Origin of the sequence: Paractinoplanes bogorensis, from assembly GCF_018829635.1 — a bacterium.
GTDB classification, from domain to species: Bacteria; Actinomycetota; Actinomycetes; order Mycobacteriales; family Micromonosporaceae; genus Actinoplanes; species Actinoplanes bogorensis.
On sequence record NZ_JAHKKG010000004.1, the window covers coordinates 309,790 to 327,474 of the forward strand.

At 70.1% G+C, this 17,685-nt stretch carries 21 protein-coding genes; 16 read left to right on the top strand and 5 right to left on the bottom strand.

The window, feature by feature from the left end:
• The first annotated feature begins 95 nt into the window (after positions 1-95).
• The 13 genes from KOI35_RS13235 to KOI35_RS13295 all read left to right on the top strand — a co-directional run bounded on the left by KOI35_RS13235 (position 96) and on the right by KOI35_RS13295 (position 11,894).
• The gene (locus tag KOI35_RS13235; protein ID WP_215787949.1) at positions 96-1,211 is read left to right on the top strand and encodes a site-2 protease family protein; all 1,116 of its coding nucleotides are present in this window, start codon (positions 96-98) and stop codon (positions 1,209-1,211) included.
• Entirely contained in the window at positions 1,211-2,191 is a 981-nt protein-coding gene (locus KOI35_RS13240) for a tRNA (adenine-N1)-methyltransferase (protein ID WP_308120942.1), read from the top strand. The genes KOI35_RS13235 and KOI35_RS13240 overlap by 1 nt, the downstream gene beginning before the upstream one ends.
• Positions 2,192-2,261: 70 nt before the next feature.
• Positions 2,262-2,852, top strand: a complete 591-nt coding sequence (locus tag KOI35_RS13245; RefSeq protein WP_215787098.1) for a hypothetical protein — start codon at positions 2,262-2,264, stop codon at positions 2,850-2,852.
• 431 nt (positions 2,853-3,283) lie between these two features.
• On the top strand, positions 3,284-5,065 hold the full coding sequence (arc, locus tag KOI35_RS13250) for a proteasome ATPase (protein ID WP_215787100.1): 1,782 nt from the start codon (positions 3,284-3,286) through the stop codon (positions 5,063-5,065).
• Positions 5,066-5,124: 59 nt separating this feature from the next.
• Positions 5,125-6,372: an acyltransferase family protein gene (locus KOI35_RS13255; RefSeq protein ID WP_215787102.1), complete on the top strand. Its 1,248-nt coding sequence runs from the start codon at positions 5,125-5,127 to the stop codon at positions 6,370-6,372.
• A 47-nt stretch (positions 6,373-6,419) separates the two neighbouring features.
• The gene (dop, locus tag KOI35_RS13260) at positions 6,420-7,937 is read left to right on the top strand and encodes a depupylase/deamidase Dop (RefSeq protein ID WP_369076852.1); all 1,518 of its coding nucleotides are present in this window, start codon (positions 6,420-6,422) and stop codon (positions 7,935-7,937) included.
• A gap of 98 nt (positions 7,938-8,035) precedes the next feature.
• The gene (locus tag KOI35_RS13265) at positions 8,036-8,251 is read left to right on the top strand and encodes a ubiquitin-like protein Pup (RefSeq protein ID WP_215787104.1); all 216 of its coding nucleotides are present in this window, start codon (positions 8,036-8,038) and stop codon (positions 8,249-8,251) included.
• Between the two features lie 232 nt (positions 8,252-8,483).
• Entirely contained in the window at positions 8,484-9,323 is an 840-nt protein-coding gene (gene prcB / locus KOI35_RS13270; RefSeq protein WP_215787106.1) for a proteasome subunit beta, read from the top strand.
• 54 nt (positions 9,324-9,377) lie between these two features.
• Positions 9,378-10,241, top strand: coding sequence for a proteasome subunit alpha (gene prcA / locus KOI35_RS13275; RefSeq protein WP_215787108.1), 864 nt, complete (start codon positions 9,378-9,380; stop codon positions 10,239-10,241).
• 226 nt (positions 10,242-10,467) lie between these two features.
• Positions 10,468-10,728, top strand: a complete 261-nt coding sequence (locus KOI35_RS13280) for a YciI family protein (protein ID WP_215787110.1) — start codon at positions 10,468-10,470, stop codon at positions 10,726-10,728.
• Positions 10,725-10,982, top strand: coding sequence for a hypothetical protein (locus tag KOI35_RS13285; RefSeq protein ID WP_215787112.1), 258 nt, complete (start codon positions 10,725-10,727; stop codon positions 10,980-10,982). The genes KOI35_RS13280 and KOI35_RS13285 overlap by 4 nt, the downstream gene beginning before the upstream one ends.
• Before the next feature lie 54 nt (positions 10,983-11,036).
• Positions 11,037-11,279 (top strand): hypothetical protein, encoded by a 243-nt coding sequence (locus KOI35_RS13290; protein WP_215787115.1) that lies wholly within the window; start codon positions 11,037-11,039, stop codon positions 11,277-11,279.
• Between the two features lie 333 nt (positions 11,280-11,612).
• Positions 11,613-11,894: a DUF2316 family protein gene (locus tag KOI35_RS13295; RefSeq protein WP_215787117.1), complete on the top strand. Its 282-nt coding sequence runs from the start codon at positions 11,613-11,615 to the stop codon at positions 11,892-11,894.
• Between the two features lie 66 nt (positions 11,895-11,960).
• Here KOI35_RS13295 and KOI35_RS13300 read toward each other — a convergent pair whose 3' ends face one another.
• Positions 11,961-12,899, bottom strand: coding sequence for a dTDP-glucose 4,6-dehydratase (locus KOI35_RS13300; protein ID WP_215787119.1), 939 nt, complete (start codon positions 12,897-12,899; stop codon positions 11,961-11,963).
• A 64-nt stretch (positions 12,900-12,963) separates the two neighbouring features.
• Here KOI35_RS13300 and pafA point away from each other — a divergent pair, with 64 nt between their 5' ends.
• Both pafA and KOI35_RS13310 read left to right on the top strand, forming a co-directional pair.
• A complete protein-coding gene (gene pafA, locus KOI35_RS13305; RefSeq protein ID WP_215787121.1) occupies positions 12,964-14,322 on the top strand; it encodes a Pup--protein ligase in 1,359 nt (452 codons plus the stop codon).
• 21 nt (positions 14,323-14,343) lie between these two features.
• Complete coding sequence (locus KOI35_RS13310) at positions 14,344-14,550, top strand: hypothetical protein (protein ID WP_215787123.1); 207 nt, start codon at positions 14,344-14,346, stop codon at positions 14,548-14,550.
• A gap of 248 nt (positions 14,551-14,798) precedes the next feature.
• Here KOI35_RS13310 and KOI35_RS13315 read toward each other — a convergent pair whose 3' ends face one another.
• Positions 14,799-15,149, bottom strand: a complete 351-nt coding sequence (locus KOI35_RS13315; RefSeq protein ID WP_308120943.1) for a nuclear transport factor 2 family protein — start codon at positions 15,147-15,149, stop codon at positions 14,799-14,801.
• A gap of 24 nt (positions 15,150-15,173) precedes the next feature.
• Between KOI35_RS13315 and KOI35_RS13320 the strand changes: the two genes are divergently transcribed.
• Positions 15,174-16,157 (top strand): RNA polymerase subunit sigma-70, encoded by a 984-nt coding sequence (locus KOI35_RS13320; RefSeq protein ID WP_308120944.1) that lies wholly within the window; start codon positions 15,174-15,176, stop codon positions 16,155-16,157.
• Here the strand turns inward: KOI35_RS13320 and KOI35_RS13325 are convergent.
• Genes KOI35_RS13325 through KOI35_RS13335 form a run of 3 tightly spaced genes read right to left on the bottom strand, consistent with a single transcriptional unit; the run spans position 16,150 to position 17,652 of the window.
• Positions 16,150-16,632, bottom strand: a complete 483-nt coding sequence (locus KOI35_RS13325; RefSeq protein WP_246613042.1) for an HIT family protein — start codon at positions 16,630-16,632, stop codon at positions 16,150-16,152. The genes KOI35_RS13320 and KOI35_RS13325 overlap by 8 nt on opposite strands.
• A 56-nt stretch (positions 16,633-16,688) precedes the next feature.
• Positions 16,689-17,105: an SAM-dependent methyltransferase gene (locus tag KOI35_RS13330; RefSeq protein ID WP_215787125.1), complete on the bottom strand. Its 417-nt coding sequence runs from the start codon at positions 17,103-17,105 to the stop codon at positions 16,689-16,691.
• Positions 17,095-17,652 carry a GNAT family N-acetyltransferase gene (locus tag KOI35_RS13335; RefSeq protein WP_308120945.1) on the bottom strand — a complete coding sequence of 186 codons (558 nt, stop codon included), beginning with the start codon at positions 17,650-17,652 and terminating at the stop codon, positions 17,095-17,097. The genes KOI35_RS13330 and KOI35_RS13335 overlap by 11 nt, the downstream gene beginning before the upstream one ends.
• Positions 17,653-17,685: the final 33 nt, after the last annotated feature.

The window sequence follows — 17,685 nt, forward strand, 5'->3', positions numbered from 1 at the left end:
GTAGCATCGGGGCCGTGGATGACAGCGCGACGAGCAGCAACGGCGCCCGGCAACGACCGCCCCGCACCCGGCGGGCCGCGCGGCCGGTCGGGCGCGTGCTCGGCATCCCGGTCTTCGTCAACGGGTCCATGGTGCTGCTGGCCGCCCTGGTCACCCTGGTCTACGGCAACTACGTGCGGGGCCAGCTCGACCTGCCCGGCCCGGTGGCCTACGTGGTCGGCTTCGGCTTCGTCGTCTGCCTGCTCGGCTCGGTGCTGCTGCACGAGCTGGGCCACGCGCTGACCGCCCGCCGGTTCAAGATCGGAGTTCGCGGCATCACCCTGGAACTGCTCGGCGGCTGGACCGAGATGGACCGTGACGCCCCCACCCCGCGGGTCGACGCCCTGGTCAGCCTGGCCGGCCCGGCCGTCAGCCTGATCCTCGGCGCCCTGGCCAGCGCCGCCTTCGTGGCCCTGCCCGACCGCACGATGGCCGGTCAGATCGCGTTCCAGCTGGCCGCCAGCAACATCCTGGTGGCGATCTTCAACGTGCTGCCGGGGCTGCCGCTGGACGGCGGCCGGGCACTGCGGGCCGGCCTGTGGGCGATCTTCAAGGACCGCAACCGCGCCACCGAACTGGCCGGCTGGGCGGGCCGGTTCATCGCGTTCGGCACCGGCATGACCGCGTTCTGGTTCTACCGGCTCGGCACCCTGACCCTGCTCGGGCTGCTCTTCATCCTGCTGGTCGTCTTCACCCTGTGGCAGGGCGCGGGCCAGTCCATCCGGCTGGCCCGGATGACCCGCCGGTTCCCGCTGGTCGACCTCAACCAGCTGGCCCGCCCGCTGCTCACGGTGCCCGCCGGCACCCCGCTCGGCGAGGCCCAGCGGCGCCGCTCGGAAGACCCGCGGCCGGGCGTGGTGCTGGCCGTGTCGGACTCGGCCGGTAATCTCACCGCACTGGTCGACCCGGTCGCCGCCGAGCGCGTCCCGGTCGACCGGCGCCCGTGGGTGGCGGTCGACACTGTGTCGCGCTCGCGTGACGCGGTGCCCGCGCTCCCGCTCGGGCTCAGCGGTGAGCAGGTGGTGCGCGCCCTCCAGGCGCATCCCGCCCCGCTGTACGTCGTCACCTCGGGCGACGATGTGGTGGGAGTGCTGCGCGTCGGTGACGTCGCTCAGGTGCTCGAGCCGCGCCGTCCGGCCCCACGAAACGAAGCGAAGCAGAAAGAGAAGTAGTGACCATTTCGCCTGCCACCGCCGTCGACGAGTCGCAGCCCGCGCACCGCGGTCCGTTCCGGGTGGGCGACCGCGTCCAGCTCACCGATCCGAAGAACCGGATGCACACGATCGTCCTCGAGCCGGGCAAGTCGTTCCACACCCACCGCGGCGCCCTCGAGCACGACGCCCTGATCGGCCTGCCCGACGGCAGCGTCGTCACCTCGTCCGGCGGCACGGCCTATCTGGCGCTGCGCCCGCTGCTGAGCGACTTCGTGCTGTCCATGCCGCGCGGCGCCCAGGTGATCTACCCGAAGGACGCGGCCCAGATCGTCGCCATGGGTGACATCTTCCCCGGGGCCAAGGTGCTCGAGGCGGGCGTCGGGTCGGGCGCGCTCACCTGTTCGCTGCTGCGGGCGGTGGGCACGAGCGGCGAGCTTCACTCGTACGAGTTGCGCGACGACTTCGCGGCGATCGCGCGCAAGAACGTCGAGGCGTTCTTCGGCGGCCCGCACCCGGCCTGGCATCTGCACTCCGGTGACGTGGCCGGCAACCCGGAGACCGGTTTCGACCGGATCGTCCTGGACATGCTGACCCCGTGGGAGGCCCTCGACATGGTCGAGAAGGCGCTCGTGCCGGGCGGGGTGTTCGTCGGTTACGTGGCCACCACGCCGCAGCTGTCCGAGCTGGTCGAGGCCCTGCGCGAGCGCGGCGGCTGGACCGAGCCGCGGGCCTGGGAGTCGCTGGTGCGCGACTGGCACGCCGAGGGCCTGGCCGTCCGCCCCGACCACCGGATGATCGCGCACACCGCGTTCCTGGTGTCGGCCCGCAAGCTCGCGCCCGGGGTCACCGCACCGCCGCGCCGCCGCAAGCCGAGCAAGGGCGCCGAGGCGTACGCGCTCAAGCGGGCCGCTCAGGCGGCACTGGCCGCGGCGGCCGCCGCCGAGATCGCAGAGATCGACGAAACGCCGGACGAACCGGCTCCCTCTTCGGAGATGTGACGCGGCGAGCCGCCGTCGGGTAGCTTCCATTTCGGCAGTGGCACGGCTCGGGGAGGATCGGGTGGGCGCGATGAGTTCTCCGCCGTTCGGCGGCAGCAGCGAGATGCCGGCGGTCTTCCCCGACTGGTCGCCCTACCAGGATCTCGACTCCGCCGCCCGCGCCTATCTGCGCGACCCCGAGGTGGCCCTCGACGCGCTGTTCGGCGTGCTCCGCGGCGCGTCGGTGCTCAGCTTCACCCTCGAGCGTTTCGTCAACGAGGTCAACGGCGTCTGGCAAGAGGTCGTCATCTGCGACGGCAGCCGTCTCGTGCTGTGGCACGGGGAGGATGTGGCGCCCGGCGACGGCCCGGTCGGCTCGATGACCTCGTCGCTGCGCGTCGTGCCGCTCTCCACGGTCACCGAGGTCGGCTGCCGGCGCCGCCTGACCCGCACGTCCAACGGCCAGGCCCGGGTCGACAGCATCGACGTCTACCTGCTGCTGAGCTCGGTCGACGACGCGGTGCCGCCGCCCGGCATGGATGAAGGTGAATCACGCGCCACCATCCGGCACGACGCGCTGCGCTTCGGCAAGACCCTGGACGACGGCGGACCCGGACAAATCGCCCGGCTGGAAGACTTCTCGCGCGTCGTGGCCTCGCTCGTCGGCCGCCCGACGCTGTAATAAGCGGCCGGAAACCGCGTCCCAGCCCCCGTTTTCCGGCCATCGATCGTTTCCGGCGTGTGACTTTTTTCCGGTCCCCGCCGAGCGCCGGCGCGGGCGTCCGCGGGTGGCTTCCAGGGCTTTTCCCGTACGCCGTTCGGGTGGTCCCGCCGCCTCGGGCCCGAGCCGGCGCGACGCCGCCGTAACCGCCCCCGACGTGCACAGATCCGCCGGCCGGCCCGTCCTGCGGCTGGTCGGCGCGGGTCTGTGGGAAGAATCGGTACGTCCTGCGCAATAAACCCGGCCGACGGTACCGGACGACCCCGACATTCACCTTGCGGGCACCGGCCGAATGGATCAAGACTCGGTGACGAGGGTGTTGCATGGGTCGAAATCCGGCCCGCAGCGGCTAGTGTTATCCCAAGACGTTCGAGCCCCCGGGGAGGTGGGACGTGGCACGCAGCGACGAGGCGGACAACCGCGCCGCACGTTGGGAAAAAGAGGCCAACGATCTCTCCAGTCAGGTCGCGTTCCTGCAAGAGGAACTCGCCCTCGTCAGGCGGAAGTTGACCGAGAGCCCACGACACGTCCGGCAGCTCGAGGAACGGCTCGCGGCAACGCAGGCGCAGCTGGCCCGACTGACCGAGAACAACGACCGGCTCGTGGCGACCCTCAAGGAAGCCCGAGCTCAGATCGTCACTCTCAAGGAAGAGATTGACCGGCTCGCCCAGCCGCCGAGCGGCTACGGCGTATTCCTGCAGGCCCACGAGGACGGCACGGTGGATGTCTTCACCGGCGGCCGTAAGCTCCGCGTGGCGGTCTCCCCGTCCCTCGAGGTCGAGGAGCTCCAGCGCGGGCAGGAGGTGCTGCTCAACGACGCGCTGAACGTGGTCGACGCGTTCGGCTTCGAGCGCACCGGTGAGGTGGTCACGCTCAAGGAGGTCCTCGCGGGCCCCGACGGGCAGCGTGGCGACCGGGCCCTGGTCGTGTCGCACGCCGACGAGGAACGCATCGTCTCGCTGGCCGACTCGCTCGACATCGTGAAGCTCCGTGCGGGCGACTCGCTGATGATCGAGCCGCGTTCGGCGTACGCGTACGAGCGGATCCCCAAGAGCGAGGTCGAGGAGCTCGTCCTCGAGGAGGTCCCCGACGTCGACTACACCGACATCGGTGGTCTGCACTCGCAGATCGAGCAGATCCGCGACGCGGTGGAGCTGCCGTTCCTGCACGCCGACCTGTTCCGGGAGCACCAGCTGCGCCCGCCCAAGGGCATCCTGCTCTACGGCCCGCCCGGCTGCGGCAAGACCCTGATCGCCAAGGCGGTGGCCAACTCGCTGGCCAAGAAGATCGCCGAGCGCCGGGGCGAGGAGAAGCACACCAGCTACTTCCTCAACATCAAGGGCCCGGAGCTGCTCAACAAATACGTCGGTGAGACCGAGCGGCACATCCGCCTGGTCTTCCAGCGGGCTCGTGAGAAGGCCGGCGAGGGCACCCCGGTGATCGTGTTCTTCGACGAGATGGACTCGATCTTCCGGACCCGTGGTTCGGGTGTCTCCAGCGACGTGGAGAACACGATCGTTCCCCAGCTCCTCAGCGAGATCGACGGCGTCGAGGGCCTGGAAAACGTGATCGTGATCGGTGCCTCCAACCGTGAGGACATGATCGACCCGGCCATCCTGCGCCCCGGCCGGCTCGACGTGAAGATCAAGATCGAGCGTCCGGATGCCGAGGCGGCCAAGGACATCTTCGCCAAGTACATCCTGCCCGGCCTGCCGCTCAGCACGGACGACCTGTCCGAGCACGGCAACGACGCCGACATCACGGTCTCCGCGATGATCGACGCCGTGGTCATGCGGATGTACACGGAGTCCGAGGAAAACAGGTTCCTCGAGGTCACCTACGCCAACGGTGACAAGGAAGTCCTCTACTTCAAGGACTTCAACTCCGGCGCCATGATCCAGAACATCGTGGACCGCGGCAAGAAGATGGCCATCAAGGAGTTCCTCACCTCCGGCAAGAAGGGGCTGCGCCTGCAGCACCTGCTCGACAGTTGCGTCGACGAGTTCCGCGAGAACGAGGACCTGCCCAACACGACCAACCCCGACGACTGGGCCCGCATCTCCGGCAAGAAGGGCGAGCGGATCGTCTACATCCGCACGCTCGTCTCCGGCGGCAAGGGCGCCGAGGCCGGCCGCTCGATCGAGACGGCCAGCAACACCGGTCAGTACCTGTAGGTTTTGCACACGGCGCGGGCTGGGGGTTTCCCCCGGCCCGCGCCGTCGTTCTACCACGCATGAGACGCCTGGACTGGCTCGATGCCCTGCGTGGCCTGGCGGCGATCACGGTTGTCTGGTTTCACCTGAGCCCACAGATCATCGGGTTGCCGGCGCACCTCGCGATCATGCGGCACGTTGACCTCGGCAAGACCGCCGTGCTGCTGTTCTTCCTGGTCAGCGGCTACGTGATCCCGATGTCGCTGGAACGCCACGGCGACCTGCGCCGGTTCTGGATCGGGCGGCTCACCCGCATCTATCCGGCCTACCTGGCCACGATCGCCCTGTTCGCGGTGCTCGCCGCGGCCGGGCTGTTGCACTGGCAGGCGTCGCTGCGGGCCGAGACCGGCGCCGGCCTGCTCGCGCACCTGACGATGATGCCCGACCTGGTCGGCGTGCGCGGCGTGGTCCGGGTGTTCTGGACCCTCACGTACGAGATGGTGTTCTACCTCGTCGTCACCGGGCTGTTCGCGTGGCGGATCCACCGGCACAGCACCTGGTACGCGGCGGGACTGGCCCTCGTCGCGTGGCTGCCGCTGCCCGACGCGCTGCTCGCGAACTCGATGGCCGGTAGGCGCGCGCTCGGAGGCGTACTGGCGCTGGGAATGCTCTTGATCCTGATGTTGATCTGGCGCGGCCGGCCGAAGCTCGCCGGCCTCATCGGGCTCGGCTTCCTGCTCGTGCCCCTGCTGAACGGGCATCCGACCGCGGCCGCCACCGTGCGGTCGTCGCAACAGGCCCTGCTGCTGCTCGCCGTCATGTTCGCCGGGACCGTCGTCTATCGATGGCAGCACGCCCAGAGCGGCCCGGTGGCGAGCCTGACCGCCCTCACGGTGGTCGCGGTCAGCCTCGTCGGTGCGCAGTGGACACAACGCGTGTGGCTCGCCAACATGATCGCAGTTGCGACGATTTTCCTCATCGCGTACGCATTTCGCCGCCGATCGATGCCCCGCGTGCTCACCGGACTCGGCCGGATCAGCTACTCGCTCTACCTGCTGCACGTGATCGTGCTGTTCCTGCTGCCGCGCCTCGTCCCGGATCTCGGGACACAGCCGTTCCTGATCAGGCTGATGACCGGCCTGGCGTACCTCCTCACGGTCATCGGGCTGGCCGCCCTGGCGTACCGCATCGTGGAACTCCCCGGGCTCCGCCTCGGCCGGTGGGTCACCCGCAAGATCGACAGCGATCACCCTCCGCGCACCGGACCGGCCACCGAGCGTGCCGCGCCGCGCACGGGGCGGGGCGAGAACGCGCGCCAGAGCGTCTAGGCTCGATACATGAGCAGCAGGGGCAGCATGGCGGGCGGAGTGGTCGCATGAGCGTTCGACGGATTATGGGCACCGAAGTCGAGTACGGCATCTCCGTTCCCGGGCAGCCCGGCGCCAACCCCATGGTGACCTCGTCCCAGGTGGTCAACGCGTACGGGGCACGGCCCGAACTCAACCGCAACGGCCGCGCCCGGTGGGACTACGAAGAGGAATCCCCACTGCGCGACGCGCGCGGCTTCACCTACTCCGGTGCCGCCTACGATCCCGCCGACGCCCTCGCCGACGAAGACCTCGGCCTGGCCAACGTGATACTGACCAACGGCGCCCGCCTCTACGTCGACCACGCCCACCCCGAATACAGCACGCCCGAGTGCACCAACCCGCTCGACGTCGTCAAGTGGGACAAGGCCGGCGAACGCGTGATGGCCGAGGCCTCCCGCCGCGCCGCGACCATCCCCGGCACCCACCGCATCCAGCTCTACAAGAACAACACCGACAACAAGGGCGCCTCGTACGGGTCCCACGAGAACTACCTGATGAAGCGGCAGACCCCGTTCGCCGACATCGTCGCCCACCTCACCCCGTTCTTCGTCACCCGCCAGATCTTCACCGGCGTCGGCCGGGTCGGCATCGGGCAGGACGGCTCCGGCGACGGCTTCCAGATCAGCTCCCGGGCCGACTTCTTCGAGGTCGAGGTCGGTCTCGAGACCACGCTGAAGCGGCCGATCATCAACACCCGCGACGAGCCCCACGCCGACGCCGACAAGTACCGCCGCCTGCACGTCATCATCGGCGACGCCAACCTGTCGGAGATCGCCAGCTACCTCAAGATGGGCACCACCGCACTGGTGCTCAACATGATCGAGGAGAAGGTGTTCAGCGGCGACCTCGGCATCGCCGACCCGGTCAGCGAGCTCAAGGCGGTCAGCCACGACCCGTCGCTGCAGCACCTCATCCGGCTGCGCGACGGCCGCAAGCTGACCGCGCTCGACCTGCAGTGGGCGTACTACGAGCGGGCCCGCGCCTTCGTCGACGAACGCGCCGGCGACGACGCCGACGACCAGACGCAGGACGTGCTCGCCCGCTGGGAAGACACCCTCGACAAGCTCGGCCGCGACCCGATGGAGTGCGCCGACACCCTCGACTGGGTGGCCAAACTGCGGCTGCTCGAGGGCTACCGCGAGCGTGAGAGCCTGAGCTGGGGCTCGTCGAAGCTGGAACTGGTCGACCTGCAGTACTCCGACGTCCGCCCGGAAAAGGGCCTCTACCACCGCCTGGTCGCCCGCGGCTCGATGAAGACGCTGCTCGACCCGGCCGACACGCAGCTCGCCATGTCCGAGCCGCCGGAGGACACCCGCGCCTACTTCCGGGGCCGGTGCCTGGCGCAGTACGCGTCCGAAGTGGTCGCCGCGAGCTGGGACTCGGTCATCTTCGACGTCGGCCGCGAGTCGCTGGTGCGGGTGCCGATGATGGAGCCCGAGCGTGGCACCAAGAAGCACGTGGGTGCGCTTTTCGACAAGTGCGAGAGCGCGAAGGACCTCCTCGAAGTGATCACCAGCCGCTGAGAAACACCCCGTCCGGCGGGGCGTTTTGTCACAGGGGCGAGGTAGATTTTTATCGACCCGATGTCACAGGCTTCGGGTGGCGCAGAAGGGGGACACCGATGGCAACTCGGGACACCGGCGGGCAGTCGCAGTCGGGCAAGGGCCGGCAGGACGAGCAGATCGACGAGACCACTACTGAAGCCAACCCTGAGGTAGCCGAGCGGCACGCGGAGATCACCGAGGACGTCGACGACCTCCTGGACGAAATCGACTCGGTTCTCGAGGAGAACGCAGAAGAGTTTGTCCGCGGATACGTACAGAAAGGCGGAGAGTGAGCCCTATGTCCGATCCGGGCATGAGGTAAGCCCTCAGCGAAATACCGCCGCGGTAGCCCCGCGGGGATCTTGCACGGCCGCCAGGTGGCTTCACGCCTGGCGGCCGTTGCCTTTCGGGTCAACACGTCGATCGCGATCATCGCCCCGGTCGTGCGCAGCGGGATAAGGTTCTTCAACTGCACCGGCAACGCTGGGGGAAGGCCGGAGCGAACACGTATCTGAAAGGAACCACGTGGCAAAGGACTTTGATCCATCCGGGCGCATGCCGGATTACTTCACCAACGCGGGGACGTCCTCCTTCACGCAGTTCCTGAGTCACACGTCTCCCGAGCTGCTGCCGGGGCGCCGGCCGCTGCCGCCCGGCCTGTCGGCCGACATCGCGCCGCATGCGACGACGATCGTGGCCATCGCGACCGCCGAGGGTGTCGTGATGGGTGGCGACCGGCGGGCGACGATGGGCAACCTGATCGCCAGCCGCGACATCGAGAAGGTGCACCCCGCCGATTCGTACTCGCTGATCGGCATCGCGGGCACGGCCGGCATCGGCATCGAGCTGATGCGGCTGTTCCAGGTCGAGCTGGAGCACTACGAAAAGATCGAGGGCACCATGCTCTCGCTCGACGGCAAGGCCAACCGGCTGGCCGGCATGGTGCGCGGCAATCTCGGCGCGGCGATGCAGGGCCTGGCCGTGGTGCCGCTGTTCGCGGGCTTCGACTTCTCGCCGGCCGACCCGGCGAAGATCGGCCGGATCTTCAGCTTCGACGTGGCGGGCGGGCTCTACGAGGAGACCGGCTACGACGCGATCGGCTCGGGTTCGCTGTTCGCCAAGTCGGCGCTGAAGAAGAAGTACCGGGCCGGTCTGAGCAGCGACGAGGCGGTCCGGCTGGCGGTCGAGGCGCTCTACGACGCGGCCGACGACGACACCGCGACCGGTGGCCCCGACCTGACCCGCAAGATCTTCCCGGTGGTGATGACGGCGACGGCCAACGGCACCCACCGTCTGAGCGAGGCCGAGATCACCGCGGTGGCCGAGCAGGTCGTCGCCGGGCGCATGGAAAATCCGGGCGGCTGAGTCCGGTTGTTCACCGCAGCCGAATTCACCAGGGACGAGAGGGAGTAGCCACCCGTGGCCATGCAGTTCTATGCATCACCCGAGCAGGTCCAGCGGGACCGCTCCGAATACGCTCGCAAGGGCATCGCCCGCGGCCGTTCCGCCGTGGTGCTGACGTACGAGGGCGGAATCCTCCTCGTCGCCGAGAACATCACCACCCTGCGCAAGATCAGCGAGATCTACGACAAGATCGGGTTCGCCGCGGTCGGGCGGTACAACGAGTTCGAGTCGCTGCGCCGGGCCGGCATCCGGATGGCCGACGTCAACGGCTACAGCTACGACCGCCGCGACGTGACCGGGCGGTTCCTGGCCAACGCGTACACGCAGACGCTGGGTGCGATCTTCACCGAGACGCAGAAGCCGTACGAGGTCGAGATCTGCATCGCGCAGGTCGGGTCCTCGCCCGAGACCGACGAGCTCTACCGGATCACCTATGACGGCTCGGTGATGGACGAGCCGGGCTTCATGGCGATGGGCGGTCAGGCCGAGGCGATCTCGACCGTGCTGCGCGAGGGCCACGACTCGGCGGCCGAGCTGCCGGCGGCGCTGGCCCTGGCGGCCAAGGCGCTGGGCAGTGTGGGCGGCGAGAACGGCGCGACCCGCACCCTCGACTCCAAGCAGCTCGAGGTGGCGGTGCTGGACCGTCGGCGCAAGGGCCGCGCGTTCCGGCGCATCCACGGCGCGGCGCTGGTCGCGTTGCTGGAAAACACCGAGAGCGTGCCCGAGACCGACCTGGGCGACGTGGACGCGGCTCCGCCGCCGCCCGCGACGACCGACAAGCCGACCGTGTCGGCGGCGTCCGAGGAAGACACGGCCGACAAGCCCGGCACGCCCGACCCGTCCGAGCCCGCCGACGGCGTCAACGGCGACGGTTCCTGACGCGAGCGCCCCGGGGCGCGTCCCGGTCGGTTCATGACATGAGCCGGCGGGGGCGCGTCCCGGTCCGTTCTGATGTGAGCCAGCCGGGGCGTGTTTCGCCCGGCTTCCGATGTGAGCCGGCCGTGGCGGGTCTCGGTCCGTGTCTGATGTGTGCCGGCCGGTCTTATGTGCCGGCCGGGGTGCGCGGTCGCGCCCCCCGTTGACGTCCGGGCCTACGGTGCTGGGCATGTGGATCGTGGAGTTGGCCTTCACCCCCGACCCGGCGCGGCTGGCCGCCCGGCCCGCCCACCGCGCCGTGCTGACCGCGCTGCACGAGGACGGCCGGCTGCGGATGGCCGGTCCGTTCGCCGACGACAGCGGGGCGTTGATCGTCCTCGACGTGGCCGGCCGTGACGAGCTGGACGCGCTACTGGCCGCCGACCCGTATTTCGCGACGCCGGGCGTGACAGTCGTGCGTACGCAGGAATGGGCGCCGTTCCTGACATGAGCATCGTGCTGCTGCTCTCGCCGGCGGGGCTGGCGATCGTCGACAGCACGAGCGTCGGCACCCTGTTCATCCCGGTGTGGCTGCTGCTCGCCCCCGAACGGATCGGCGCGCGGCGGTTCCTCGGCTATCTGGGCCCGATCGGGGGCTTCTATCCGGCTGCCGGCGTGCTGCTGCTGCTCGTGGGCGCCCGCATCCCTCGTCGCGTCCGTTCCTCATCGCCCAGCTCGTCGTGGGCGTCGCCCTGTTCGCGCTGAGTTTCTGGGTCGAGCGTCGCAAGAGCCGTGCCGCGGCGGCCGTGGTGCGGTGGCGTGACCGGGCGATCAGCGGGGCGGCCGGTGGCCGTGCTGGCGGCGTCGGCCGAGGTCGCGACGATGCTGCCCTATCTGGGGGCGATCGGTCTGCTGGTGACGGCCGCCGAGCCGCTCGGGGCGACGATCCTGGTGCTGGCCGGCTACTACGTCGTGATGGTGCTGCCGGCGGTGGCGCTGGGGGCGGTGCGCGCCTTCGGGCCGGCCCGGATCGATCGGGTGCTCGAGCGGATGAGCGCTTAGACGCTGGCCAAGGGCGGCGGGATGCTGAGCTGGATCCTGGGCATCGCCGGCTTCCTGGTGGCGCGCGACGCCGCGGCCCGGTTGTGGTGGCCTGAGCTGATGGGAGTCTGACGCCGATCGATCGGTTCGCGTTGACCCCGGTGCTGCTGCCGGACGCGGGCGTCTGCGGCCCGGAACCGCCGCGGTGCGGTGCTGTTCGCGTCGACGGCCGCCTGGGGTCTGGCCACCATCGCGCTGAGTCGAGAGCGGGCCGACGAGTTCGTCGCGTCGGTCGGGCCGCGTGCGGTGGGGACTTCGCGTGGGCGGGCGTCAACAGCGGCCTATCGTCGGGGGATGTCGTTGAACGAAGCCGAGAGGCAGCGGACCAAGGACGAGCTGGCCCGCAACCTGGAGCTGTCGGGGCTGAGTGAAGTGGCGGCGGCGGCCGCTCTGGGATACGCGCCCGACCGGCTCAGAGACGCTCTGAGCGTCGACGGGGCCGATCCGGTGGATGTGTGGGAGGTGCGGGACTTCGTGGAGCGGGCGGTGCGGGAGAGCGGGCGGGAGCCGGTTGCCTTCACGGTGCTCACCGAGGATGCCCGGGTGCGGGCCGAGGGCTGGTTCCCGCTCCGGTGAAGCTGGGTGGGTGACCACCGGGAACATCCCGGTCGGGCCGGTGGTGGTGCGGTTGCTTCGCGGGGACTAGGCGTACGGGAGCAGGGGTTCCCACCAGGCTCGATGCTCGCGATACCAGCGGACGGTGGCGTGCAGGCCCGCGTCGAACTCCACCCGCGGACGCCAGCCCAGCTCGTGGCGGATGCGGTCGTCGTCGAGGGCGTGGCGGGCGTCGTGGCCGGGCGGTTCGGGCTCGGGGGCGACGCGATCCCAGCCGGCGCCGCATTGTTCGAGCAGCAGGGCGGTCAGGTCGCGGTGGCTCAGCTCGACGCTGCCGCCGACGTGGTAGATCTCGCCGGGGCGGCCGTCGGAGAGCACCATGGCCAGGGCGCGGGCCAGGTCGTAGACGTGCAGCCAGTCGCGGACCTGGGAGCCGTCGCCGGGCAGCGGGGCGGAACGGCCGTCGAGCAGGCGGGTCACGACGCGGGGGATCGGGTTCGCGGGATGCTGGTGCGAGCCGTAGGTGCTGGTCGGGCGCACGATGGTGACCGGCAGGCCGTGGGTGCGGTGATGGGCCAGGGCCAGCAGATCGGCGCTCGCCTTGCCGGCGGCGTCGGGACTGGTCGGGTTCAGGGGAGTGCGCTCGGAGCTCGAACCGGACGAGACCGACCCATACACCTCCGCACCTGAAACCACGATAAATCGGCCTATGTTGCTTTGAAGGGCGGCGGACAGCAGCACGTGGGCGCCGACCACGTCGGTGATGCCGGGCTCGGTGGCCAGGTGGACGATCGTGTCGTGCCTGGCGACCAGCATGGTGACCAGCGCGGCGTCGGACACGTCGCCGGGCAGGAAGTCGAGGCGCTTGTCGTGGGCGACCTCGCCGAGATTGTCGAACGTGCCGCCGGTCAGCTTGTCGAGCACCGTCACGTGCGCGCCCTCGAGACCCGGCAACCGGTCGGCCAGAGCAGCCCGCACGAAGTGCGAGCCGACGAACCCGGCGCCACCGGTGACGAGAACCTTCATCGGTAACGACTCTACCGGCGCCGGGTGACTGCCAATGGGTGGCTTATGCGGCTAGTGTTTCGTCATGGAACGGCGAATTTTCGGCCTCGAGACCGAGTACGGAGTCACGTGTACTTACCGGGGGCAGCGGCGGCTGTCACCGGACGAGGTGGCCCGCTACCTGTTCCGCCGAGTGGTGTCCTGGGGACGCAGCAGCAACGTCTTTCTCCGTAACGGCGCCCGCCTCTACCTCGACGTCGGTTCACACCCCGAATATGCGACCCCGGAGTGCGACTCCGTCACCGACCTGGTCGCCCACGACCGGGCCGGCGAGCGCATCCTCGAGGGCCTGCTCGTCGACGCCGAGAAACGGCTGCACGACGAGGGCATCGCGGGCGAGATCTACCTGTTCAAGAACAACACCGACTCGGCCGGCAACTCCTACGGCTGCCACGAGAACTACCTCGTGTCCCGCCACGGCGAGTTCGGCCGGCTCGCCGACGTCCTCATCCCGTTCCTGGTCACCCGCCAGCTGATCTGCGGCGCGGGCAAGGTGCTGCAGACGCCGCGCGGTGCGGTGTTCTGCCTGTCGCAGCGCGCCGAGCACATCTGGGAGGGCGTCTCCAGCGCGACGACGCGGTCCCGCCCGATCATCAACACGCGCGACGAGCCGCACGCCGACGCCGAGCGCTACCGCCGACTGCACGTCATCGTCGGCGACTCGAACATGAACGAGGTGACGACGCTGCTCAAGGTGGGCAGCGCCGACATCGTCCTGCGCATGATCGAGGCCGGCGTGGTGATGCGCGACCTCTCCCTGGAAAACCCGATCCGGGCCATCCGCGAGGTCAGCCACGACGTCACCGGCCGCCGCAAGATCCGCCTGGCCAACAACAAAGAGGTCAGCGCCCTCGAGATCCAGCAGGAGTACCTGGCCAAGGCGACCGAGTTCGTCGAGCGCCGCGGCGGCGACCAGACCGCCAAGCGCGTCGTCGAACTGTGGGGCCGGGTGCTCAACGCGATCGAGAGCGGCGACCTCGACCCGGTCTCCCGCGAGATCGACTGGGTGTCCAAGTACAAGCTGATCGAGCGCTACCAGGCCAAGCACGACATCCCGATGTCGCACCCGCGAATCGCCCAGCTCGACCTGGCCTACCACGACGTGCGCCGGGGCCGCGGCCTCTACGCGCTGATGGAGAAGCGCAAGCAGGTCGACCGCATCTCCAACGACCTGCAGATCTTCGAGGCCAAAGAGACGCCGCCGCAGACCACGCGGGCCCGGCTGCGCGGCGAGTTCATCCGCCACGCGCAGGAGAAGCGCCGCGACTTCACCGTCGACTGGGTGCACCTCAAGCTCAACGACCAGGCGCAGCGGACCGTGCTCTGCAAGGATCCGTTCCGCGCCTACGACGAGCGGGTGGAGCGCCTGATCGCCAGCATGTGACGGCGCTAGGCTGGTCGGGCCATGAGCAGGCCCGACCAGCAGCATCCGTTGCCGTCCGAGCGTTCCGAGGCCGACGTGCGGCGCGGGCGGATCGACCGGCGACGTGAACGCATCCGCGACGAGGTGCGGCGCAATCGCGCGGGCGGGCACCGCGTGCCGACGTGGGTGCTGGCCGCGCTGCTGGGACTGATCCTGGCGGGCTGGCTTCTGCTGATCATCACTTCCTAGGATCTTTTGTCCCGGCGGGGTGGTGGGTGACGGACCGTCGCTCCCGCGGGGACCACGACGCATCGAGCTGGCCGCTGACGCGTCCAAAACACTCGATGCGCCGCGGCGACCTGCGTAAATGGGCGCGCTCGAAAGGCCTGTCCACAGCCTCGCCGCCCCGATCATCAGATTTCGCCAGGCTCGGCCGGCGGGCGAGGGAGGCGGCGGCTGGTCCGGCGATCATGGACGCGGGCCGACGGCCATTGCGGCTAGTGCCGGGCGCGTTCGAAGGGGAGGCGGTCGAAAAGGAACCGGCTGTGCGTGATGCGGCCGCCGGCGACCGTTACGTGTTCGGCGCCCGGAGCCGACGGCACCAGCGCGGTCTCGGTGTCGTACATGATCAGGGCGGTTGTCTCGTCGCCGAACGCGGCCAGCAGCGACGTGCCGCGCAGCATCCCCACGAACGGTGCCATGAAGCCCCGGAACGCGGCAGCTCCCTCGATGCGGCCCGCGGGCGCGTCACAGACGATGTCGTCGGCGATGTAGGCCATCGCCCGGTCGAGGTCGCCGCTCGCCCAGGCCCGGTGATAGGCCAGCGCGGTCTCCAGAGGTGTGGTCACGGGTGTCTCCTTCTTAGTTGGTTCGTGAGGGCAGACACCGGCGACCTCCCGGACGGAACGGTGCCGTGGCACGATTTCCGGGTGGACCGGAGCGTGCTCGACCGGGCGCGGCGGGGCGACCCCGAGGCGTTCCGTGACCTGGCGCGACCCCACGAGCGGGAACTCCTGGTGCACTGCTACCGCTTGCTCGGATCGCTGACCGACGCTGAGGACGTGCTGCAGGAGACGCTGCTGGCGGCCTGGCGGGGGCTGGACGGATTCGAGGAGCGGGCGTCCGTCCGGACGTGGCTCTACCGGATCGCCACCAACCGCTGCCTCAACGCGCGGCGTGACCAGGCCCGGCGCCGGCCGGTGGAGCCGGTGCCGCCATTCGCACCGCCGGCCCCGACCCGGCACGGCGAGATCACCTGGTTGCAGCCCCTGCCGGACGCACTGCTCGACGGGATGCCGGGGCCGGAGGCTCGCTACGAACTTCAGGAATCGGTGGCGCTGGCGTTCGTCGTGGCCCTGCAACGGATGCCGGCCCGGCAGGCCGCGACACTGATCCTGCGCGACGTGCTCGGCTACCCGGCCGGCGAGGTGGCCGCGATGCTCGGTACGACGGAGACCGCGGTGAAGGGCGTGCTGCAACGGGCCCGGGCGGCGGTCCCGGCCGAACGCTGCGAGCCGCCGGCGACGGCCGAGCCGGTGGCGCGCCGGTTCGCGGAGGCGTTCACCCGCGGCGACGTGGACGCGGTGGTTGCCCTGCTCACCGACGACGTGTGGCTGAGCATGCCGCCGGCGCCGCACGAATACGTGGGCCGGGCCGCCGTGCGGTCCTTCCTGGCCGTCAGCCTGGCCCACGCCGCGGGACGGCTCACCCTGGTGCCGGTCGGGGCGAACGGTCAGCCCGCGTTCGCCGCCGATCTGGGTGGGCCGGCCGGTGTCATCGTGCTGACGGTCCGCGGGGGCGGGATCTCCGCGATCGCCCGGTTCCACGACCCGTCGGTGCCGGCCCGCTTCAGCTGACCACGCCCGCCAGATCGAAGTAGGCGCGCAGCTTACGGGCGTAGGGCAGGCGGGCGGCGGGAGAGGCGAACCCGGGCAGGGACGGTGACTTGTACAGCTCGTCGCCGGGATATCGCGGGAAGACGTGCACGTGATAGTGCCAGGCGGTCTGGTGGCCGGCCGGCTCGTTGTGCTGGCGGGTCGAGACGCCGGCGCAGTCGTAGGTGTGCCGGATCGCCACGGCCACCTCACGGACCAGGTCGTGGACGGCGTGCCCGGCCTCCGCGGGCAGGTCGTAGAGGTTCTCGTGGTGGGCGTCCGACACCACCAGCACGTGGCCCTGGTTGTTGGGCCACCACCCGGGCGCGACGAACGCGGTGGCCAGCGGGTTCCGCCGCACGATGTCCGCGGTCAGGTTGACGCCCGCCGGGTCGTCCACACCCGCGACCAGCCGGCAGAACGGGCATTCGTATCCATCGGGCTCGTGATTGAACATGTCGATCATTCAACGAACCGCCCGCAACCCACGCCGGCCGGCGGAGGAGCAGTCGTTCAGCGCGGGACCGGCAGTTCGACGCCGTCGTCGATGAACAGTCGGGCCCCGCAAGTGGTTGCGGCGGCCACGCGCTGCAGCACCCGTCGACCGAGGGCGGGGTGGCGACCGTCCAGGGCGCCGACCCGCAGCGCGAACACCAGGTCGAACGGCGCCTCGGCGGGGTCCAGCACGAAATCCTCGGCGGCCGTCCGGCGCACACTCATCCGCCCCGCCTCGATCTCGGCCGCCGAGCCCGCCACGGCCTGCGAGACGGCCGCCGACGACCGGTCGATCGCCACGATGTGCCCGGTGGTGAGCCGGGCCGCGACCAGCCGGGCCGCCACTCCCGGACCGCACCCGATCTCGAGCACCCGCTGGTGCGGTTCGATCGGCAGCGCGTCGACGGCCGCCCGGATCCGCGCGCTAACGGTCATCGGCCCACTCCTCGGCCAGGATCGCGAAGTCGAGCTCGGTCGTCCACTCACCCTTGAAGAACTCGTTGCGCACGAGCCGGGCCTCCAACCGCATCCCGAGTCGCCGCGCCACCCCGGCCGAGGCCTCGTTCCGCTCGTCGAGCCGCGCCACGATCCGATGCAGCTTCAGAACTTCGAACCCGATACCGAGGACGGCGGTGGCCGCCTCGGTCGCGTAACCCCGGCCCGCGAACTCCGGGTTGAACACGTATCCGATCTCCCCGCCACGGTGCAGCTCGCTGTGCCAGAACAGGGTCACGTCACCGACCAGCTGCCCGGTGCCGGTCAGCTCGACTCCCACGGTGAGCGCCTGCCCCTCCCCGGTTAGCTCGGTGCGGACCCACGGGCCAGCCAGCCGCTCGGCGATCAGTTCCCGGGTCATCGGCTCGAACGGCACATAGCGGCTGACGTCCTGCCGGCCGCGGTAGGCCACCAGGGCCTCGACGTCACCGGGCCCGAGCGGGCGCAACAGAAGGCGTTCGGTGCGGAGAGGGAAGTCAGGCTGCACGCGACCAGGATCGCCGTCTCCGCGCCGTTCCCG